An 18,854-nucleotide genomic window follows, 5' to 3' on the forward strand; every position below is an offset into this window, starting at 1 on the left:
GCCCCGTCGGGTGCCGGGCCTCGCCCGGTGGCGGGCCGCGTCCGATGCCGGTCCGCATCTGGTGGCGGGCCGCGTCGGATTCCGGGCCTCGCCCGGTGCCGGGCCTCGTCGGATGCCGGGCCTCGTCGGATGCCGGGCCGCGTCGGATGCCGGGCCGCGTCGGATGCCGGGCCTCGTCCGGTGCCGGTCCACGTCGGATGCCGGGCCTCGCCCGGTGCCGGGCCGCGTCGGATTCCGGGCCTCGCCCGGTGCCGGGCCCGCCTCCCACCAGGTTCGACGCCCGCCGGTGTGGTCGTGGCCGCGTGTTACGTTCGCGGCAGGCGGAGGACGGGAGCGTGGCGTGGCGGAAGCATCGGGGGCGCGGGCGCGCGTGCGCAGGGAGCCGCAGCAGGCACGCAGCCGGGCCCGTGTCGAGGCGATCCTCACCGCCGCCGACCGCATCCTGTCCCAGGAGGGCTACGAGGCGCTGACGATGCGGCGGATCTCCGAGGAGTCGGGCGCGCCGGTCGGCAGCATCTACCAGTTCTATCCCGACAAGAGCGCCGTCGTGGACGCCCTCGGCCAGCGCTACCTCCAGGCCTTCGAGGCCGCCATCGACGACCTCGTCGCACGCGCCGTCGGCGGTGAACTGACGGACCTGGTCGGCACGATGGTCGACGTGTACGCCGAGCTCTTCCGGTCCCAGGCGGGCGGCATGACGCTCTGGGCCGGGCGCCATCTGAGCCCCGAACTCGCCCGCGCAGACGAGGCGAGCAACGCGCTGATCGCCGACGGCCTCCGCCGCATCATCGAGCACCTGACCGGCGGCCCGGGCGGTGAGCCCGTGCGGCGCGCGACCCGCATGGTGGTCTGGGCCTCCAACGCCGTGCTGCACGAGGTCTTCAAGAGAGCGGGCGAGCCGGACCTGGAGACCGTCGACGAGCTCAAGCGGATGCTGAACTGCTACTGGGAGGACCTGAGCGGCCGGCTGACGGCCACGGAGGGCTGAACGCGGGCGGGCGCGAGCCCTAGAACGTGAACGAGTGTTCATGTTACGTTGCGGCCCACCTCGGACGGCGGGCCCCTCGGCCGTGCGTCCGCGGGCCCGTACGTGAGCAGCTCTCGCTTCAGCGATGAAGGCAGGTCCCCGTGACGACCAGCTCCACCGACCCCCTCCGCACCCCCCGGTTCCCGGCCGGCTTCGTCTGGGGCGCCTCGACCGCGGCGTACCAGATCGAGGGCGCGCACGACGAGGACGGCAAGGGCGCGTCGATCTGGGACACCTTCGTGCGGCGCCCCGGGGCGGTCCGCGACGGGCACACCGGCGACGTCGCCTGCGACCACTACCACCGGGTCGACGAGGACGTGGCGCTGATGCGCCGGCTCGGCCTCGACGCGTACCGCTTCTCGATCTCCTGGGCGCGGGTCCTGCCGACGGGCACGGGCAAGGTCGAGCCGCGCGGCCTCGACTTCTACGACCGGCTGGTCGACGCGCTGCTCGACGCCGGGATCGAGCCCACGCCCACGCTCTTCCACTGGGACCTGCCGCAGGCCTTGGAGGACGAGGGCGGCTGGATGAACCGCGAGACGGCCCACCGGTTCGCCGAGTTCGCGGCCGTCACCGCCGAGCGCCTCGGTGACCGGGTCAAGCGGTGGATCACGCTCAACGAGCCCTTCATCCACATGTCGTTCGGCTACGGCTTCGGCGTGCACGCCCCCGGCCGGCCCCTGCTCCTCGACGCGATGCCCGTCGCGCACCACCAACTGCTCGGCCACGGCCTGGCGACCGAGGCGCTGCGGGCCGCCGTCCCTCGCGGCCAGGTGCTGATCGCGAACAACTGCACGCCCGTACGCCTCCGTCTCGACGCCCGGCGGGACGAGGACGTCGCCGCGGCGGAGGCGTACGACGTCCTGCACAACCGGCTCTTCAACGACCCTGTCCTGAAGGGCCGTTACCCCGACCTCTCGGCGTACGGCATGACCGACCCGAGCTGGGGAGGGCTGGTACGGGACGGGGATCTCGCCACCATCGCCGCGCCGATCGACGGCATCGGCATCAACTACTACAACCCGACCTGGGTCACCGCCCCGGCCGACCCGGCCGCCGGGCTGCCCTTCGACCTGGCCGAGCCCCAGGAGACGTACGAGCGGACCTCGTTCGGCTGGCCGGTCGTCCCCGACGGGCTGACCGAGCTGCTCACCGGCCTCAAGGCCCGCTACGGCGACGCCCTTCCGCCGGTGTGGATCACCGAGAGCGGGTGCTCGCAGCCGGCCGGCCTCGAGGACCGGGCACGCATCGACTACCTCGCCGGGCACATCGGCGCGCTCGCCGACGCCGCGGACCAAGGGGTGGACGTGCGCGGGTACTTCACCTGGTCGCTGCTCGACAACTTCGAGTGGGCCGAGGGCTACCACCAGCGTTTCGGTCTGATCGAGGTGGACTTCGACACGCTCCGTCGCACGCCCCGGGCGAGCTTCGAGTGGTTCCGCTCCTTCATCGCCTCGCAGCGGCCCTGAGCGACGGGGTCACGATGGCGCAGGCATCACAGGCAGACCCGGCGGACCCGGCGGCCGCTCCCAGCGCCGCCGCCGTCCTGGCCGAGCCGACCGTCCCGGTCAAGGCGAGCTGGACAGTGGACCTCTCGCTGGCCACGCTCACCGTCTTCATGGCGTTCATGACGCCCATCCAGATCCTGCTGCCGCTCCAGCTCGAACACATCGACCCGCAGGACAAGAACGCCGCGCTCTCCCTCGTCACCGGCCTCGGCGCGCTCGTCGCGGTCCTCGTCAACCCGCTCGCGGGCGCCTGGTCGGACCGGACGACGAGCCGGTTCGGCCGGCGCCGGCCCTGGATCCTCGGCGGCGCGCTCGCCGGGGCGGCGGGGCTCGCGTTCACCGCCTCGCAGCACACCGTGGCCGGGGTCGCCATCGGCTGGTGCCTCGCCCAGGCCGGTCTGAACGCGATGCTGGCCGGGGTCACCACCCCGATCGCCGACCGCGTCCCGCTCGCCCAGCGCGCGCAGGTCTCCGGCTGGACCGGCCTCATGCAGTCCGTCGGCCTGGTCGTCGGCGCCCTGATCACCACGATGCTGGTCACCGGCGTCGGCGCCGGCTACGGCGTCCTCGCCGTCCTCACCGTCGCCCTCGCCCTCCCCTTCGTCCTGCGCCACGGCGAGCCCGCGCTGCCCCGGGCGCTGCGCCCCGCCTTCGACGCCCGCGCCTTCGCCCGCTCGTTCTGGGTGAGCCCGCGCCGGCACCCGGACTTCGGCTGGGCCTGGCTGACCCGGTTCCTCATCAACCTGGGCAACGCCCTCGGCACCCTCTACCTCTTCTACTTCCTCGCCGACGCCGTCCACTACGACGACCCCGGCACCGGCGTCCTGATCCTCACCCTCGTCTACACGGTCTGCGCCGCCGGCACCGCCGTCCCCGTCGGCGCTCTCTCCGACCGCCTCGGCCGCCGCAAGGGCTTCGTCGTCCTCTGCTCCGTCATCATGACCGCCGCCGCCCTCCTCCTCGCCCTCGTGCACACCTGGCCCGCCGCCCTCGCCGCCGCGGCCGTCCTCGGCGCGGGCTACGGCATCTACCTCGCCGTCGACCAGGCCCTCGTCACCCAGGTACTCCCCCGGGCCGCCGACCGCGCCAAGGACCTCGGCGTCATCAACATCGCCAACTCCGGCCCCCAGGTCCTCGCCCCCGCCCTCGCCTCGCCCGTCATCGCCCATCTCGGCGGCTACACCGGCCTCTACGTCGCCGCCGCCCTCGCCATCCTCGCCGGCGGCCTCCTGGTCGGGCGCATCCGCGGCGTGGCCTGACCCGGGCCGCCGGAGTCGACGCCCGCACGCGAATCCCACCCGGCGTACGGTCGCTCGCTCACGCCCCGGCGGGGCGGGGCGGGCGCGTGCTGTCGCGGACGACGAGTTCGGGCCGGAGCAGCTGGAGGGAGTTGACGACCGTGCCCGATCCGGTGAGGGCGCGGAGGAGGAGTTCGACGGCCTGACGGGCCATGTCGCGGGTGGGGACGGCGACGCTGGTGAGCGCCGGGCGTCCGAGGCCGAAGCGCAGTTCGGGGTCGTCGTCGTGGCCGACGAGGGAGAGGTCGCCGGGTACGGAGCGGCCGGCGGCCCGCGCCGCTTCCAGGACGCCCAGGGAGAGGATGTCGTGGGTGGCGAAGATCGCGGTGAGCGCGGGGTCGGCGGCGAAGGCCGCGTTCGCGGCGGCGAAACCACCGGCGGCGCCGGCTTCGGCCGCGATGTGGACGGCGGTGTCGGGGACGGTGAGGCCGTCGGCGGCGAAGGCGCGGCGGAATCCGGCCACGCGGGGGGCGTGGTCGGGGCCGGCCAGGACGGCGACGTGTTCGTGGCCGAGTTCGCGCAGGTGGCGGCCGGCGAGGAAGCCGGCGTGTTCGTAGTCGATGGTGACGACGGGGAAGTCGACGGGGGCTGCGGTCTCCCAGGCGCACAGGGCGACCGGGAAGCGGGCGTCCGCCAGGAGCGGCAGGTGGTCGATGAGGTCGCGGTCGCCGGCGATCAGGAGGGCGTCGACGGACCGGCTGGTGAGGCCGGCGAGGTGTCTGCGGGCCCGCTCGCCGTCGAGGCGGGTGGTGCAGAGCAGCAGGTGGTAGCCGTGCTCCTCCAGCACGTCCTCGGCGGTCTCGACCACCTCGGAGTAGAAGGCGCCCGCCACGGTGGGGACGAAGAGTCCGACGGTCTTGGTGCTGCCGGTGGCCAGGGAGCGTGCCACCAGGTTGGGCGTGTAGCCGAGTTCGTCGATCGCGGCGCGTACCCGGGCGGCGGTGGCGGGGCGTACGGCGACCCGCCCGCTGAGGACGTTCGAGACGGTCTGCTTCGTGACGCCGGCGCGTGCGGCCACGTCCTGCATCGTCACCATCGGCGCCGCCCCCGCATTTGACCGGTCAATGAACGTGAGCCGAACGTAGGCGTCCCGCCCGAGGCGAGTCAAGGGCGACCACGCCCCCACCCCCTTCCCGATCACCCCAAGATCCCCACTTCCGAACAGAATCCCCCATCAATTCTCGCCAGACCTCTTGTTTTACCGGTCAAAGGCGCTCTACGGTTCCGAACCATTCAGCCCGGTCCACTCCGGACCCGCTGGGGCCCGCCGCACTTCCGCGCCTTCTTCGCGCCGCCGAGAGGACACCTCCATGCGTAGATCCACCCTGCCCGCGGTCACCCGTACCGTCGGAGCGCTCACCGTCACCGCCCTCGTCCTCGGCCTCAGCGCGTGCGGCGGCGACACCGACGGCGGCTCCGACGCGAAGAGCTTCACCTACTGGTCGATGTGGCGGGCGGAGGAGCCGCAGGCCCAGGTCCTCAAGGCGTCGATCGAGGAGTTCACCAAGTCGACGGGCATCGAGGTCGAGGTGAACTGGGTGGGCCGGGACGTCTCGAAGAAGATCGGCCCCTCGATCGCCGCCGGCCAGGCCCCCGACCTGTGGGACCAGGCCAACGACGCGATCTACGGCGCCGTCGCCTCGGCCGGCCAGGCCCGCGACCTGTCCTCCGTCCTCTCCGCGCAGGTGCCCGGCGAGAACGTCCCGGTCTCCCAGGTCATCCCGGCCAAGTACTTCGACATGCTGCCGAAGGACCCGGCGGGCTCGAACCACTACGTCATCCCGTACGAGGTCGCGACCACAGGCCTCTTCTACAACGCCGCCGACCCCGACGTCACCGCCGCGATGCCGACCGCCCCGACGGACTGGGCCGGCTTCCTCAAGGTCTGCGACGCCCTCAAGGCCAAGAAGAAGCCGTGCATCGGCTCCGACGGCGAGGACGCGTGGATGAACGGCCTGTACATCGACTACCTGCTCAACGCCGGCGGGGTCGACGTCGCCGAGCTCTCCGCGGACAAGTCGGGGGCGACCTGGGACGACCCGGCGGTCCTGAAGGCCGCCGGGCAGGTCGAGCAGCTGGTCAGGGGCGGCTATCTCATCCCCGGCTACGACGCCACCAAGTACCCGGCGCAGGAGACCAACTGGGCCTCCGGCAAGTCCGCCTTCTACCTGAACGGCAACTGGATCACCGCCGAGGTCGCCAAGCAGGTGCCGGCCGGCTGGAAGTTCGGCTCGATGCTGCCGCCGGGCGTGAAGGCCGCGGACGCCACGCTGTTCGGCTTCTCGATCCCGAAGAAGGCCGAGCACGCCGAACCGGCGGAGAAGTTCATCGCCTTCTTCATGCAGAAGAAGCAGATGGCCGGCATGGCGACGACGGCGCTCAACCTCACTCCCCGCGAGGACATCCCGGCCCCGGCCGGCCTCGAAGCCGCGCAGAAGACGCTGAGCGGCTCGACGGTCCGCCTGCCGTTCGACGGGGTGGCCGGCGAGTGGACGCCGAAGGTCTTCAACCAGAACTTCCTCGACCTGTGGCACGGCAAGACGACCGCCGCGCAGTTCGTCGCCAAATGCAAGGCCGACCAGGTCTCGTACTGGAAGACCCAGGGCTGACATCGTGACCACCACGCTCCACGACCGGCCCCGGACGGACCACGCCCGGGGCACCGGCCCGGCCCCCAGGCGCCGGGAAACGGGCCCGCAGGCCCGTCAGCAGCGCCGGATGTTCCTGCCGTTCACCGCGCCCGCGCTCCTCGCGTACGCCGTCCTCTTCCTGGCACCGGTCGGCTACGCGATCTGGACCAGCCTGTACAAGTGGGACGGCATGGGCGCGATGGAGTGGCGGGGGTTCAAGAACTACCGGCTGCTCTTCGAGGACCCGTTCTTCCGGACCTCACTGGTCAACACCCTGAAGCTGATGGTGATCGGCGGGACGCTGACCTTCGCGATCAGCTTCCTGCTGACCCTGGTCCTGCGTGAGATGAGGGCACGGCTGTTCGCCCGGTCCGTGCTGTTCTTCCCGTGCCTGGTCAACGCCATGGTGTTCGGCATCGCCGCCGGGTTCCTGTTCTCCCCGGACGGCCCGGTCAACCAGGCGCTGCACTTCCTCGGCGTCACGACCCCGCCGAAGTGGCTGTCGACGGACAACCTGCTGCCGATGATCCTCGGCACGCTGATCTGGACCGCGACGGGCTACTACACCGCCATCATCATGGCCGCCGTCGACCAGATCCCGCCCCACCTCTACGAGGCCGCCGAACTCGACGGCGCCAACGCCTTCCAGCGCTTCCGCCACGTGACCCTGCCCTGCGCGTGGGACGTCATCTCGGTCTGCGCGGTCCTGTGGACGGTCAGCTCGGTGAAGATCTTCGAACTGATCCTGCTGTTCGGCGGAACGAGCAGCTCCTACCCGCCGGCCCAGAGCTGGAACACCGCGCTGTACGTGTACACCCAGGCGTTCCCGCAGGCCACCGTGCCGCGCCTCGGCATGGCGACGGCCGCCGCGCTGGTCAGCCTGGTGATGGTGACCGTGGTGACCCTGGTGATGCGCCGGCTGATGCGCCGCGAGCCCCTCGAGTACTGAGAAAGGTCACAGCACATGCGAAACAAGCACGGGTCGACCGGCCCGGTGAGACGGATCGCGACGGCGTTCGTCTGGTGCGTGGTGGCCGCGGACCTCCTGCTGATCCTGTGGATCGCGCTGACGTCGACGCGCGGCAGCGCCGACATCCTGCACCGGGCCTTCGGGCTACCCCTCCCACCGCACTTCGACAACTACGCGAAGGCGTTCGACGAGGGCGGGTTCGGCCCCGCCGCGCTCAACAGCGTCGTCGTCTCGACGGTGTCCTCGCTGATCGCCGTGGCGCTCGCCGCGCCCTGCGCCTACGCCCTCGCCCGCCGCCGGACGCGGACCTCGTCCGCGCTCACCATGACCTTCGCGATGGGTCTCGGCGTACCCGGACAGGTCCTGGTGGTCCCGCTGTTCGTCGGCATGGCCCACCTCGACCTCACGGACAGCCGGCTGGGACTGATCCTGGTCTACGTCGGCCTCGCGATGCCCTTCACCGTCTTCATGCTGACGGGCTTCTTCTCCGGCGTCCCCGCGGTCCTCGAAGAGGCCGCCGCCCTGGACGGCGCGGGCCCGCTGCGGACCTTCGCGCAGGTGGTGCTCCCGGTGGCGCGCGGCGGTCTCGTCACCGCGTTCCTGCTGCAGTTCATCAGCGCCTGGAACGAGACGCTGTTCGCCCTGGTCCTGACGCACAGCCAGGACCAGATCACGCTCCCGGTGGCGCTCGCGTCGTTCGTCGCCTCCGCGCAGCTCAACGGACTCGACTACGGGACGATGTTCGCCGGAGTCTGCGTCATCCTCGCCCCGATGATCGCGCTCTTCTCCTGGATGGGGACGCGGATCATCCAGGGCATGACCGTGGGGATCGGCAAATGACCTCGACACTGCGCACCGACGTCCTGCGGATCGAGGGGGCCGCCGACCCGGCCGGCACGCTGCCGATCCTGCACGGCATCTCCTCGTACACGGCGGAGGGCGCCGGGATCGACGACGAGATGCGGCGCAACCTCGCGTACGGGGCTCCGCCCACCCTGCTGCCGTACACCCGGCAGAGCACGTACGACCGCGACCGCGCCCCGCGCGACCTGCCCACCGTGGTCCTGGAGAACGAGCACCTCACCGCCACCTTCCTGCCCGGGTACGGCGGACGGCTCTGGTCGCTCGTCCACCGGGCGACCGGCCGCGAGCTGCTGCACCGCAATCCCGTGCTCCAGCCGGCGAACCTCGCGCTGCGCGACGCGTGGCTCGCCGGCGGCGTGGAGTGGAACCTGGGCACGACCGGCCACTGGCCGCTGACCTGCGAACCCCTGCACGCGGTACGGGTCGGCGCCCCGGACGGCACGCCGGTCCTGCGGATGTTCGCGTTCGAGCGGATGCGCGGTCTGGTGCTGCGGATGGACGCCTGGCTGCCGGCGGACTCGCCGGTCCTCCTCGTCCACGTCGCCGTGCACAACCCGGCGGAGGAGGAGACCCCCGTCTACTGGTGGTCGAACATCGCCGTCCCCGAGCACCCCGACGTACGGGTCCTCGCCCCGGCCGACCACGCCTTCCACTGCGACTACGTCAGCGACCTGAAGCGGGTGGAGTTCCCGGTCGTCGAGGCCGAGGACCGCAGCTACCCGGGCCGGGCCGTCCGAGCCGCCGACCACTTCCTCGACGTCCCGGCCGGCGAACGCCGCTGGATCGCCGCGCTCGACGCGGACGGTACGGGTCTCGTCCAGACCTCCACCGACCGGCTGCGCGGCCGCAAGCTCTTCTGCTGGGGCACGTCCACGGGCGGGAAGCACTGGCAGGAGTGGCTCTCGGGGCCGGACTCCGCGTACCTGGAGATCCAGGCGGGCCTCGCCCGCACCCAGCTCGAACACCTGCCGATGCCCGCCGGCGCGACCTGGTCGTGGGTCGAGGCGTACGGACTCCTGGAGGCCGATCCCGCCGCCGTACACGGCGGCTGGGGCGAGGCCCGGTGGGCCGTGGCCGACGCCCTGGACCAGCTGGTCCCCGCCGAACGCCTCGACCGCGCCCTGGCCGAAGCGGAGGCGTTCGGCGCGCCGGAGGCCCTGCTCGCCGAGGGCTCCGGCTGGGCGGCCCTGGAGATCGAGGCGGGCCGCTTCGCCGCCTCCCCCTCACTGCCGTTCGGCACCCCCGGCGCCGAACAGGAGCCCTGGCGCCGGCTCCTGGCGACCGGGACCCTGCCGGTCAGCGACCCGCCCGCCGCTCCCGTCACCGGGTCGCGCTGGCGCGGGCTTCTGGAGAAAGGCGCGGACGACTGGCACACCCTCTACCACCTGGGCCTGGTCCGGCTCGCGGACGGGGAGCGGGAGGCCGCGCGTGACGCCTGGCGGCGTTCGCTGGCCGAGCGGCGGACCCCGTGGGCGCTGCGGGCCCTGGCCGCGCTGGCCGACTCGCCCGATGGCGCCGCGGATCTGATGGCCGAGGCGCACCGACTGCGCCCGGAGCTGTTCGAGCTGACCGTCGAGGTGCTCGACACGCTGCTGCGGGCCGGGCGCGCGACGGAAGCGCTGGCCGTGGTGGAGGCGCTGCGCGGCCCGGCCCGCGGGCACGGCCGGGTCCGGCTGGCCGAGGCGACGGCCGCGTACGCCCTGGGGGACGAGGACCGGGTGCGGCGACTCCTCGCCGAGGGCATCCGGGTGGACGACATGCGCGAGGGCGAGGTGTCCCTCGACCGGCTGTGGACCGCCGTGCGTCCGGGCGAGCCCGTGCCTCCCGCGTACGACTTCCGCATGACCGAGGACTGAGAACCGGCGCCCGGCACCACGGACGCCCGATCCCCGGGGGCGGTCCCCCGGGGATCGGGCCAAGTCAGGGTCTCGCCGAGCCGGCGCGGTTCACGCGCGCCCGGCCTCCGGCTCCCCGAGCGTCTCCCGCAGCCATCCCTCGACCTCGGCGACGTGCACGGTGGCCCATGCCTGGGCGAGTTCGGGCTGACGGGCGGCGACGGCCTCGTAGATCGCGCGGTGTTGCTGCCAGGCGCGGGCCACGGCACCCTCCTCCACCCGGCCGCGCCACAGCCGGGCGCGGGCGGTGGGACCCGACATGCCCTCAAGAAGCGAGCAGAGCACCGCGTTGCCCGAACCGGCCGCGAGCCTGCGATGGAACTCCAGGTCCCGCTCGATCAGCCCCTCCACGGACAGCTCGCCGTCGATCCGGTCGAGGACCTCGCCGAGCGCGGCGATCTCCTCCGCCGGCATCACCCGGGCGGCCATCGCGGCGGCGGCCGGTTCGAGGATGCGCCGGACTTCCAGGAACTGGAGGACCGTGTCGTCCTGCTGGAGGTCGGCGACGAAGGTGAGCGCGTCGAGGAGGAGGTCGGGCTCCAGGCTCGTGACGTACGTGCCGTCGCCCTGGCGCACGTCGAGGACGCGCATGAGCGAGAGCGCCTTGACGGCCTCGCGCAGCGAGTTGCGGGAGAGGCCGAGCCGCTCGGCCAGATCGGCCTCGCGCGGGAGCCGCGCACCCGGCCCGAGCTCACCGCTCACGATCATGGCCTTGATCTTGTCGATCGCCTCGTCGGTGACCGGCACGCTCCCCCACCTCTCTCCGGACTGGTCCGTGCAGGATAGGCCACGCCCAGCCGGGACCGCCGCCCGCGCGACCCCCGCCGCTCACGCCCCTCACGAGCGCCCGAGGGCCGTAGACACCGACCGCACTGTCCTCCGACCTCTGACCCGGGCTTATGCTCATGCCTGCACGTCACCCTCACACCACCCCTCGGGCCGACACCCTTTCACCCGATGTCTCATGCGAGGGGAAGCGCTTTCTCGCTCCGCCCCCTCCGGCGTTCACCCACTCCACACTCATACGCCATGATTTCCACACATTCACTGAGGAACGATGCACTCCACAAGGGGGCGGTAGACCGGCCGTTCCCGATCGACCGACACCCGGGGGAACCGCCATGCCCACGAGTCCCACCCTCATCGAGTCCGTCCGCCGCGCCCTGCGCCTGCTGGACGTCATCGCCGAGGAGGAACGGGGCCTGACCGCGAAACACCTGGCCCGGCGAGCGGGCATACCGTTGTCCACCACCTACCACCTCCTTCGCACGCTGACCCACGAGGGCTATCTGCGGCGGGAGGGCGGGGTGTACACGGTGGGCGGTGCCGGCGCGCACTTCGCCGCCGCGGCCGCGCGCCACTCGGGCCCCGCCGAGCTGGAGGGCTGGCTCGGGCGGCTGCGCGACGAACTCGGGGCCGCCGTCTACTTCGTGCTGTACGAGGAGGGCGAGGTCCGCGTCGCCGGCGCCGCCGCGGGCAAGAGCACTCCGGCCGTCGAGGAGTGGGCCGACTTCCGCCGTACCGCCCACGCCCATGCCGCCGGGCAGAGCCTGCTCGCCCAGCTCGACGAGGACGCCCGCCGCGACCATCTCGCCCGCCACCCCGTGGAGGGCCTCACCCCGTACACCGTCCAGGACGAGCAGGAGTTCCTGCGGCGGATGGCCCGCATCCGCCGCGGCGCACCGGTCTACGAGCGGCAGGAGTACGTCCCGGGCACGGTCTGCTCGGCCGTCCCCATCACCGTCGGCGACGTACCGGCGGCCCTCTCCCTCTCGCTCCCCACCTCCCGGGCCCATCTCCTCGAATCGCTCACCGCCCGCCTCAAGTACCGCGCGGAAGGCGCCATCACGGGTCTCGCGTTCTCCATCAGGGCCCCCACGACGCCGCTCCCCCGGCTCTGAACCCTGGCGCGCGTACGGCGACGCGTCAGCCGAAGCGCAGCTGCTGGTGGGTGCCGCCGCCGCAGGCGTACTGACGCACCGCGACCCCGTCGGCGGTCGAAGCGGCCTCGATGTCGAGGCACTTGCCACTGTGGCGGGCCATCAGCGTGACGTTGCCCGCGTCGACCGCGTGGACGGCCCACTGCTGGTTGCGGCCGCCGTTGCAGCCGTACTGGAAGACCTGGGCGCCGTCGGCCGCCGATTCCCCGCTCACGTCGAGGCACTTGCCGCTGTGGCGCGCGACGACGCTCACGTATCCGGTGGCCGCCGGCCGGAGCGCCCACTGCTGGTTGGTGCCGCCGTTGCAGCCGTACTGCACGACCGTCGCCCCGTCGGCGGTCGAACCGCCGGTGACGTCGAGGCACTTGCCGCTGTGCCGGAGGACCGGCGCCTTCCAGGCATCGGGCGCGGTGGAGCGGAAGGTCCAGGACTGGTTGCCGCCGGACGTCGGCCGGTAGACACCCACGGGGGCGCCGTCGGCCGTCGACTCCCCGGCGACGTCGAGGAGCAGCCCCGACGCCCGGTTGACCAGGGTCGTGTGCCCGTCACCGGTGGTCGAGCGCATCCACTCCTTGTCGGCGCCGGTGCCGGGGGCGGCGAAGCCGAGGGCCCCGGACGTGACGGTGAGCACCTTGCCCGTCTTGACGCTGGTGACGCGGTAGCCGGCGGTGCTCGACCAGTCGGTCGCGGACGTCTTGGTGAAGGTCCACTTCTGGGCGGTGTCGGCCGGGTTGGAGGTGCGCTGCACCAGGGTGTCCTTGCCGCCGACGGTGGCGACGGCGAGGGCCTTGCCGCTGTTGTCGTTCAGAAGCTGCCGGGGCGCGTCGGTCGGCGCCCCGGTGGCGGTGGTGTCGACTCCGGTGACGCCCGGCAGGACGAAGGTGGTGACGGAGCCGGCGGAGACGGCGGCCCGCAGGGTCTTGCCGGAGAGGGTGAGGTCGGTGCCGCGCTCCACGTTCCGGGTGGCGTCGGTCGTGTGCCGTTCGACCGCGCCGCCGGTGGTCCGGAAGCCGCCGAGGTCGAGGGTGAGGTCGCGTGCGGTGCCGGCCCGGTTGACGTGCACGAGGACGAGGCCCTGGCCGTTCGGGCGGATCGCCGCGAGGGTGTCGGGGTCGTCGGTGGCGATGACGCGGGCGCCGGGCCGGATGAACCGCGAGTACTGGGCCATGGTCCAGTACTTCTTGTTCTTGCGCAGGGGTTCGGTGGCGGCGTCGGCCGGGGTGAAGTCGGCTTGGATCAGGCCCCAGTTGGAGTTCTCCCGGTCAGGGGTCATGTTCTCGTAGTCCTCGACGGCCTGCCAGAGCACCCAGGCGCTGGGCTCCAGCTCGCGGACGTCGGTGGTGATCTTGTCGGCGAGGTCCAGCCCCGGACGCATGTCGGTGAAGCTCTGGCCGACACTGCCCCCGAGGTCGTTCTCCGACATCCACAGCGGCGTCTGCTCGCCCTTGGCGATGTCCCGGACGGCCGCCCGCCCGTCGGTGCTGTACGTGTGGACGTTGATCCGGCCGACCGCGTCGCGCACGGCGGGGGCGTACTGCTCCCACTGCCAACGGGCGGCGCCGGGGCCGAAATCGTCCATGGCGGACACCTTGGTCGTACGGCCGTCGGCGTCGAGGGCGGCCCGCAGGGTGCTGACGATCTTCGCCGAGGAGGCGGGGTCCCAGTGGGAGCCCTCCTGCCGGCCGCCGGCCTTCCAGTAGCTCGCCGTGGGCTCGTTGACCGGCGAGAGCGAGGCGAAGGTGACGCCGGAGCCCTGCTCGGCACGGCGCAGCGAGCCGGCGAGGTACGCGGCGAAGCGCTCGTACTGGTCGGAGCGGAGGTTGTCCGAGGCGCCGTCGGCGGAACCGGAGACCAGCCCGCTGTGAGTCATGAAGTACGGGGCCGAGTTCGAGAACGCCTCGAAGGTGTCGGCGCCACGGGCCTTGGCGGCCGTCAGCCACCAGCGCTGGTTGGCGTCGGCCTGGTCGTTCCAGTGGGCCGGGTCGTTCGGGTTCCACCAGCCGGGGGTCTCCGCGCCGGGCCGGTTCCAGTAGCCGGGCACGGCTCCGCCCACCCGCATGTAGGGGGCGGTCTCGGGACTGTCGCCGCCGCCGATGTTGTAGCGGGCGATGGTGAAGCCGAGGCCCTCGGAGCCGTACAGGGCGTCGGCGAGGGCATCGCGCTGGGCGTCGGGCCAGCCGCCGGTGACGTTGGCGAACCAAGCGAGGGCGGTGCCCCAGCCCTGGAAGGCGGGCTGCTGGTAGCTCGGATCGGGGCGGACGGTCCGCACCTCGGGCGAAACGGCGGTCCCGGCGGCGGCCGGGCCCGCCTGGGACAGGGAGAGCGCGGGGACGAGCAGTGCGGTGGCGGCGACGAGCGCGCGCGACCGCCCTCGCCGGCGGGGTCCGGAGGGCGTCCGGGCGTGTGGGAACGACACGTACTACTCCCTGATGGGTGCGGGTGGGTGGCGCGGGTCCCGGGACGACGGTCCCGTGCCGGTCGGGGCTGTGCGGGTCGGGACTGTGCCGGTCGGGGCTGTGCCGGTCGGGGCTGTGCGCTGCGGCGTCGAGGGCCGTTCACGCACCATGGCCGAGCCGGCGGCCGTGACGCGTCCAGGGTCACGGCGGCCGTTGTTCGCGTAAACAGGTGCGGCTTCGAGGGAGAGTCTGGGAGTGGCGAAACGGACATGTCAAGGTGCCGGTCGCTACTCGGCGGCCGTTTGACCCCGATTCATGTTTACGCCAACATGCGCGGACTGCGGTTGCCCACGCGCGGACAGCCCCACAACCCCCAGGGAAAGGCGCGTGGACGGCGCCAGAGAAACGAACACGATCGCCCCCGCGCCCGAGCGGCCCGCCCATGCCCTCCACGGCCGAGGTCGCGACCCTGGCCGGCGTCTCCTCTCAGACCGTCTCCCGGGTCGCAAACGACAAGCAGAACATCGACTTCAACCAGGCCCACGGCGCCCGCAGCGTCGTCGCCCACTTCCTCGGCCTCATGGACGCCCTCCACGAATCCGGACGCAGCGTCCCCGCCGACATCAGCGTCGCCGGCTTCGAGGCCTGGGCGGCGGGCGGGGCCGTACGCCCTGATCAGGGGCCGCCCGGTCCGGCTCAGACCGCTCAGGCGCTCAGCCCCGCCGCCCGCCGTCCCGCCCCGGCTCCGCCGTGCTGGCCCGCTCCACCAGGCGCGTCGGCACCAGTCGTACGCCGGTCACCGTCTCGCCGCGCAGCTCGCGCAGTGCCGCGTCCACGCACAACGCACCCACCTGCGCGAAGTCCTGGTGGACGGTCGTCAGGGGCGGGATGAAGGAGGACGCCTCCGCGACATCGTCGAAGCCGACGACACTGACGTCCTCGGGCACCCGCACGCCCCGCTCGTGGAAGGCTCGCAGCACGCCGAGGGCCATCTGGTCGTTGGCGACGAACAGCGCCGTGCAGGACGTCTCGTCGGCGAGCGCGAGCCCCGCCTCGTAACCGGACTCTGGCGTCCAGTCCCCCCTGCGCACCGGGTGCACCTTCCGCCCCTCCTCGCGCAGCGCCGCCTCCCAGGCCTCGGCACGCCGACCTGCGGCGAAGGACTCCTCGGGACCGGCCAGGTGCCACACCGTCTCGTGCCCGAGGTCGAGCAGATGCCGTACGGCGCTCCGCGCCCCCTGGCGCTGGTCGGTATCGACGACGGGAAAGCGACCGGTCGCGTCGGAGTCCACCACGACCACCTTGACGTGCGGCGGCAGCCTCAGCGCGGCCGTGTCGAGGAGACGTACCTCCATGATGAGGATCACCGCGTCGACGGCGAGCTCGTCGAGCCGCGTGAAGGCCCCGCGCACGTTGTCCTGGGTCGGCGCGTCCAGCGGGATCAGCGTGACCGCGTACCCGGCACGGGAGGCGGACCCGGCGATGGCCTCCAGGGTGCGCACGTTCCCCGTGCTCGACAGGCCCATGGTGATAACGCCGATGGCCCGGAAGTCACCGCGCTTGAGGGCCCGGGCGGCGCTGTTGGGCCGGTAGCCGAGCTCCTGCATCGCGTCGAGGACCTTCTGACGGGTGCTCTCGATGACGGCCGGGTCGCCGTTGGAGACCCGCGAGACGGTCTGCGAGGAAACCCCGGCGAGCGCGGCCACGTCCGCCATGGAGACGCGCCGCGGCCGCCCCCGCACGCCGCGCCGCCCGTCCGGCCGGTCCGCCGCCTGCCGATCGGTCGTGTCCTTCTCCGCCACCCGAATCCCTCCCATTCACTACCTCTTGACCCTTGACCGCTCCCGAGCGGGAGTGCCACCATCTCGCTACCCGATGATTACGTAAACATCATCCCTCCGCCAGCCCCCACCGGGCCACTCTCCGGTCCTCGGGCGCTCGTATTGTCTCTCCACCTCCGGACCGCCTCGGTCACCGACGCAAGGATCCATGCCATGACGACCCCGTCGACGCGCGCCACGGCATCCCCACCTTCCTCGACACGACGCCCCCACCCTCGTTCCCGAGCCCATTCCCGTCTGCGTTTCCGTCTCCGTTTTCGTAAGGAGGCGTGGGTGGGTTGGGGTTTTGTGGCTCCGTTTGTCGCGGTCTTCGGGTTGGTGTTTCTGGCTCCGGTGGGTTATGCCCTGTATCTGAGTCTGTTCCGGGATCGGTTGATCGGTGGGACGTCGTTCGTGGGGCTTGAGAATTACGGGGAGGCGTTGGCCGATCCGCGGTTCTGGGACGGTTTGTCGCGGGTGGGTCTGTTTCTGCTGGTGCAGGTGCCGGTGATGCTGGGCATCGCGTTGCTGGTGGCTTTGGCGATCGATAGCGGCCGGCTCTACGGGAGGCATTTCTTCCGGGTGTCGGTGTTCCTGCCGTACGCGGTGCCTGCGGTGGTGGCGAGTTTGATCTGGGGCTTCATGTACGGGACCCAGTTCGGCCTGGTGGGCAATGTGAACGACGCTCTGGGTGTCGCATTGCCCGATCCGTTGTCGCCGTCTTGGGTGTTGGCGTCGATCGGGAACATCGTGACGTGGGAGTTCGTCGGCTACAACATGCTGATCTTCTATGCGGCGTTGAAGGTGGTTCCGCGGTCACTGTACGAGGCCGCGGCGATCGACGGTGCGGGTGAGTGGCGGGTGATCGTTTCGGTGAAGCTGCCGGCGATCCGTGGCGCGGTGGTGATCGCGACGATCTTCTCGATCATCGGGAGTTTCCAGTTGTTCAACGAGCCGAGCATTCTGCAAAAGCTCGCTCCGAACGCGATCACGAGTGACTTCACACCCAACCTCTACACCTACTCGCTGTCCTTCTCCGGTCAGCAGCACAATTACGCGGCGACGGTCGCGATCGTGATGGGCGTGATCACCGCGATCATCGCTTACACGGTCCAGCTGCGCGGCATGCGGAAGGCCTGACCCGATGAACACACCCACACCCACACCCACACCGCTCAAGCGACGCCCGCACACGCCGCTCAATCCGCGTCCGAGTATTCCGCTGACCCTGGTGACCGGTCTGGTCCTGGTCTATACGTTGTTGCCGTTGGCGTGGCTGGTGATCAATGCGACGAAGGACCAGAAGGGGCTGCTGGATTCGTTCGGGTTGTGGTTCGCGGAGGACTCGCACTTCTGGGACAACGTGAGCCGCACGCTCAGTTATGACGATGGTGTGTTCGTCCGCTGGCTTCTCAACACCCTGCTCTATGTCGTCGCCGGCGCGGGCGGCGCCACGGTCCTCGCGGTCCTGGGCGGATACGCGTTGGCGAAGTACGACTTCCCCGGCCGTAAAGCCGTCTTCGCTGTTGTTCTCGGCGCGACCGCCGTTCCCGGCACCGCGTTGGCGGTTCCGACCTTCCTCATGTTCAGCAACATGGGTCTCACCAATACTCCCTGGGCTGTGATCATTCCGTCGTTGATCTCGCCTTTCGGGCTGTATCTGATGTGGGTGTTCGCCGCCGAAGCCGTCCCGACCGAGCTTCTCGAAGCCGCCCGTATCGATGGTTCGGGTGAGGTGCGGACCTTCTTCACCATCGCGTTGCCGCTGCTGACGCCCGGCATGGTCACCGTCCTGCTGTTCTCGATGGTCGCGACCTGGAACAACTACTTCCTGCCACTGATCATGATCAAGAACCCCGACTGGTATCCGCTGACGCTGGGCCTCAATGCCTGGAACGCACAGGCCCAGACCGCCGGCGGCGAAGCCGTCTTCGACCTGATCATCACCGGCTCACTGCTCACCATCGTGCCGATCATCGCGGTCTTCCTCCTCCTCCAGCGATTCTGGCAGTCCGGCCTCGCCGCAGGCAGCGTCAAGGAATAACCCGTCCTTCTGTTCCTCTCTCTTGGTTCTTCTTCACCCTCGTCAATTTCCAGGAGCACACCCCATGCGAACCCATTCTTCTCGCAGACTCCTCGCCGCACTGGCGGTGGCATCCGCCCTCACCCTCACAGCCTGCGGCTCAAACCCCGACACCGGCGCTACCGCCAGCGGCCCCAAGGACATCGCCGCCGCTCTCGCCAAGGGCGGCAAGGTCACCGTCTGGGCATGGGAGCCCACCTTGAAGAAGGTCGCCGAAGACTTCGAGAAGAAGTACCCCAACGTCGACATCCAACTCGTCAACGCCGGCACCGGCGACAAGCAGTACACCGCACTCCAAAACGCCATAGCCGCCGGCTCCGGCGCCCCCGACGTCGCCCAGATCGAGTACTACGCACTCGGACAGTTCGCCATCGGCAAGTCCGTCGAAGACCTCACCCCCTACGGCGCGACCAAGCACGCCAC

Annotated in this window: 15 protein-coding genes and 1 pseudogene; 12 read left to right on the forward strand and 4 right to left on the reverse strand. The window is 71.3% G+C overall.

Features of this window, described 5'->3' with window-relative positions; translation table 11 throughout:
• Window positions 1–340: 340 nt before the first annotated feature.
• The 3 genes from ACZ7G1_RS38620 (at window position 341) to ACZ7G1_RS38630 (ending at window position 3,794) form a co-directional block, all read left to right on the forward strand.
• A complete protein-coding gene (locus tag ACZ7G1_RS38620) occupies window positions 341–988 on the forward strand; it encodes a TetR/AcrR family transcriptional regulator (RefSeq protein WP_470877114.1) in 648 nt (215 codons plus the stop codon).
• Window positions 989–1,128: 140 nt separating this feature from the next.
• On the forward strand, window positions 1,129–2,496 hold the full coding sequence (locus ACZ7G1_RS38625; protein WP_470877113.1) for a GH1 family beta-glucosidase: 1,368 nt from the start codon (window positions 1,129–1,131) through the stop codon (window positions 2,494–2,496).
• 14 nt (window positions 2,497–2,510) lie between these two features.
• On the forward strand, window positions 2,511–3,794 hold the full coding sequence (locus ACZ7G1_RS38630; RefSeq protein ID WP_470877112.1) for an MFS transporter: 1,284 nt from the start codon (window positions 2,511–2,513) through the stop codon (window positions 3,792–3,794).
• Between the two features lie 58 nt (window positions 3,795–3,852).
• On the opposite strand, the gene ACZ7G1_RS38635 is transcribed toward ACZ7G1_RS38630, so the two are convergent.
• Window positions 3,853–4,860 (reverse strand): LacI family DNA-binding transcriptional regulator, encoded by a 1,008-nt coding sequence (locus tag ACZ7G1_RS38635; RefSeq protein ID WP_470877320.1) that lies wholly within the window; start codon window positions 4,858–4,860, stop codon window positions 3,853–3,855.
• Between the two features lie 283 nt (window positions 4,861–5,143).
• Between ACZ7G1_RS38635 and ACZ7G1_RS38640 the strand changes: the two genes are divergently transcribed.
• Genes ACZ7G1_RS38640 through ACZ7G1_RS38655 form a run of 4 tightly spaced genes read left to right on the forward strand, consistent with a single transcriptional unit; the run spans window position 5,144 to window position 10,153 of the window.
• Window positions 5,144–6,442, forward strand: coding sequence for an ABC transporter substrate-binding protein (locus ACZ7G1_RS38640; RefSeq protein ID WP_470877111.1), 1,299 nt, complete (start codon window positions 5,144–5,146; stop codon window positions 6,440–6,442).
• A gap of 4 nt (window positions 6,443–6,446) precedes the next feature.
• Entirely contained in the window at window positions 6,447–7,412 is a 966-nt protein-coding gene (locus ACZ7G1_RS38645) for a carbohydrate ABC transporter permease (RefSeq protein ID WP_470877110.1), read from the forward strand.
• Between the two features lie 15 nt (window positions 7,413–7,427).
• Window positions 7,428–8,273 carry a carbohydrate ABC transporter permease gene (locus ACZ7G1_RS38650; RefSeq protein ID WP_470877109.1) on the forward strand — a complete coding sequence of 282 codons (846 nt, stop codon included), beginning with the start codon at window positions 7,428–7,430 and terminating at the stop codon, window positions 8,271–8,273.
• On the forward strand, window positions 8,270–10,153 hold the full coding sequence (locus tag ACZ7G1_RS38655; RefSeq protein ID WP_470877108.1) for a DUF5107 domain-containing protein: 1,884 nt from the start codon (window positions 8,270–8,272) through the stop codon (window positions 10,151–10,153). Before ACZ7G1_RS38650 ends, ACZ7G1_RS38655 begins: the two co-directional genes overlap by 4 nt.
• Before the next feature lie 90 nt (window positions 10,154–10,243).
• Here ACZ7G1_RS38655 and ACZ7G1_RS38660 read toward each other — a convergent pair whose 3' ends face one another.
• Window positions 10,244–10,939 carry a FadR/GntR family transcriptional regulator gene (locus tag ACZ7G1_RS38660; RefSeq protein WP_470877107.1) on the reverse strand — a complete coding sequence of 232 codons (696 nt, stop codon included), beginning with the start codon at window positions 10,937–10,939 and terminating at the stop codon, window positions 10,244–10,246.
• A gap of 374 nt (window positions 10,940–11,313) precedes the next feature.
• Here ACZ7G1_RS38660 and ACZ7G1_RS38665 point away from each other — a divergent pair, with 374 nt between their 5' ends.
• On the forward strand, window positions 11,314–12,093 hold the full coding sequence (locus ACZ7G1_RS38665) for an IclR family transcriptional regulator (RefSeq protein WP_470877106.1): 780 nt from the start codon (window positions 11,314–11,316) through the stop codon (window positions 12,091–12,093).
• Window positions 12,094–12,118: 25 nt separating this feature from the next.
• Here the strand turns inward: ACZ7G1_RS38665 and ACZ7G1_RS38670 are convergent, their stop codons facing one another.
• Window positions 12,119–14,548, reverse strand: a complete 2,430-nt coding sequence (locus tag ACZ7G1_RS38670) for an RICIN domain-containing protein (RefSeq protein ID WP_470877105.1) — start codon at window positions 14,546–14,548, stop codon at window positions 12,119–12,121.
• A 422-nt stretch (window positions 14,549–14,970) separates the two neighbouring features.
• On the opposite strand from ACZ7G1_RS38670, the pseudogene ACZ7G1_RS38675 reads away from it, so the two are divergent.
• Window positions 14,971–15,048, forward strand: a pseudogene (locus tag ACZ7G1_RS38675) (LacI family DNA-binding transcriptional regulator); the annotation flags it as partial.
• 193 nt (window positions 15,049–15,241) lie between these two features.
• On the opposite strand, the gene ACZ7G1_RS38680 reads toward ACZ7G1_RS38675, so the two are convergent.
• A complete protein-coding gene (locus ACZ7G1_RS38680) occupies window positions 15,242–16,243 on the reverse strand; it encodes a LacI family DNA-binding transcriptional regulator (protein ID WP_470877319.1) in 1,002 nt (333 codons plus the stop codon).
• A gap of 279 nt (window positions 16,244–16,522) precedes the next feature.
• On the opposite strand from ACZ7G1_RS38680, the gene ACZ7G1_RS38685 reads away from it, so the two are divergent.
• From ACZ7G1_RS38685 to ACZ7G1_RS38695, 3 genes are all read left to right on the forward strand, one after another.
• Window positions 16,523–17,488, forward strand: a complete 966-nt coding sequence (locus tag ACZ7G1_RS38685; protein ID WP_470877104.1) for a carbohydrate ABC transporter permease — start codon at window positions 16,523–16,525, stop codon at window positions 17,486–17,488.
• 4 nt (window positions 17,489–17,492) lie between these two features.
• Window positions 17,493–18,392, forward strand: a complete 900-nt coding sequence (locus tag ACZ7G1_RS38690; RefSeq protein WP_470877103.1) for a carbohydrate ABC transporter permease — start codon at window positions 17,493–17,495, stop codon at window positions 18,390–18,392.
• Between the two features lie 64 nt (window positions 18,393–18,456).
• The coding region (locus ACZ7G1_RS38695) for an extracellular solute-binding protein (RefSeq protein ID WP_470877102.1) at window positions 18,457–18,854 on the forward strand (398 nt) is incomplete at its 3' end.

The organism is Streptomyces sp. NPDC037273, assembly GCF_055603625.1.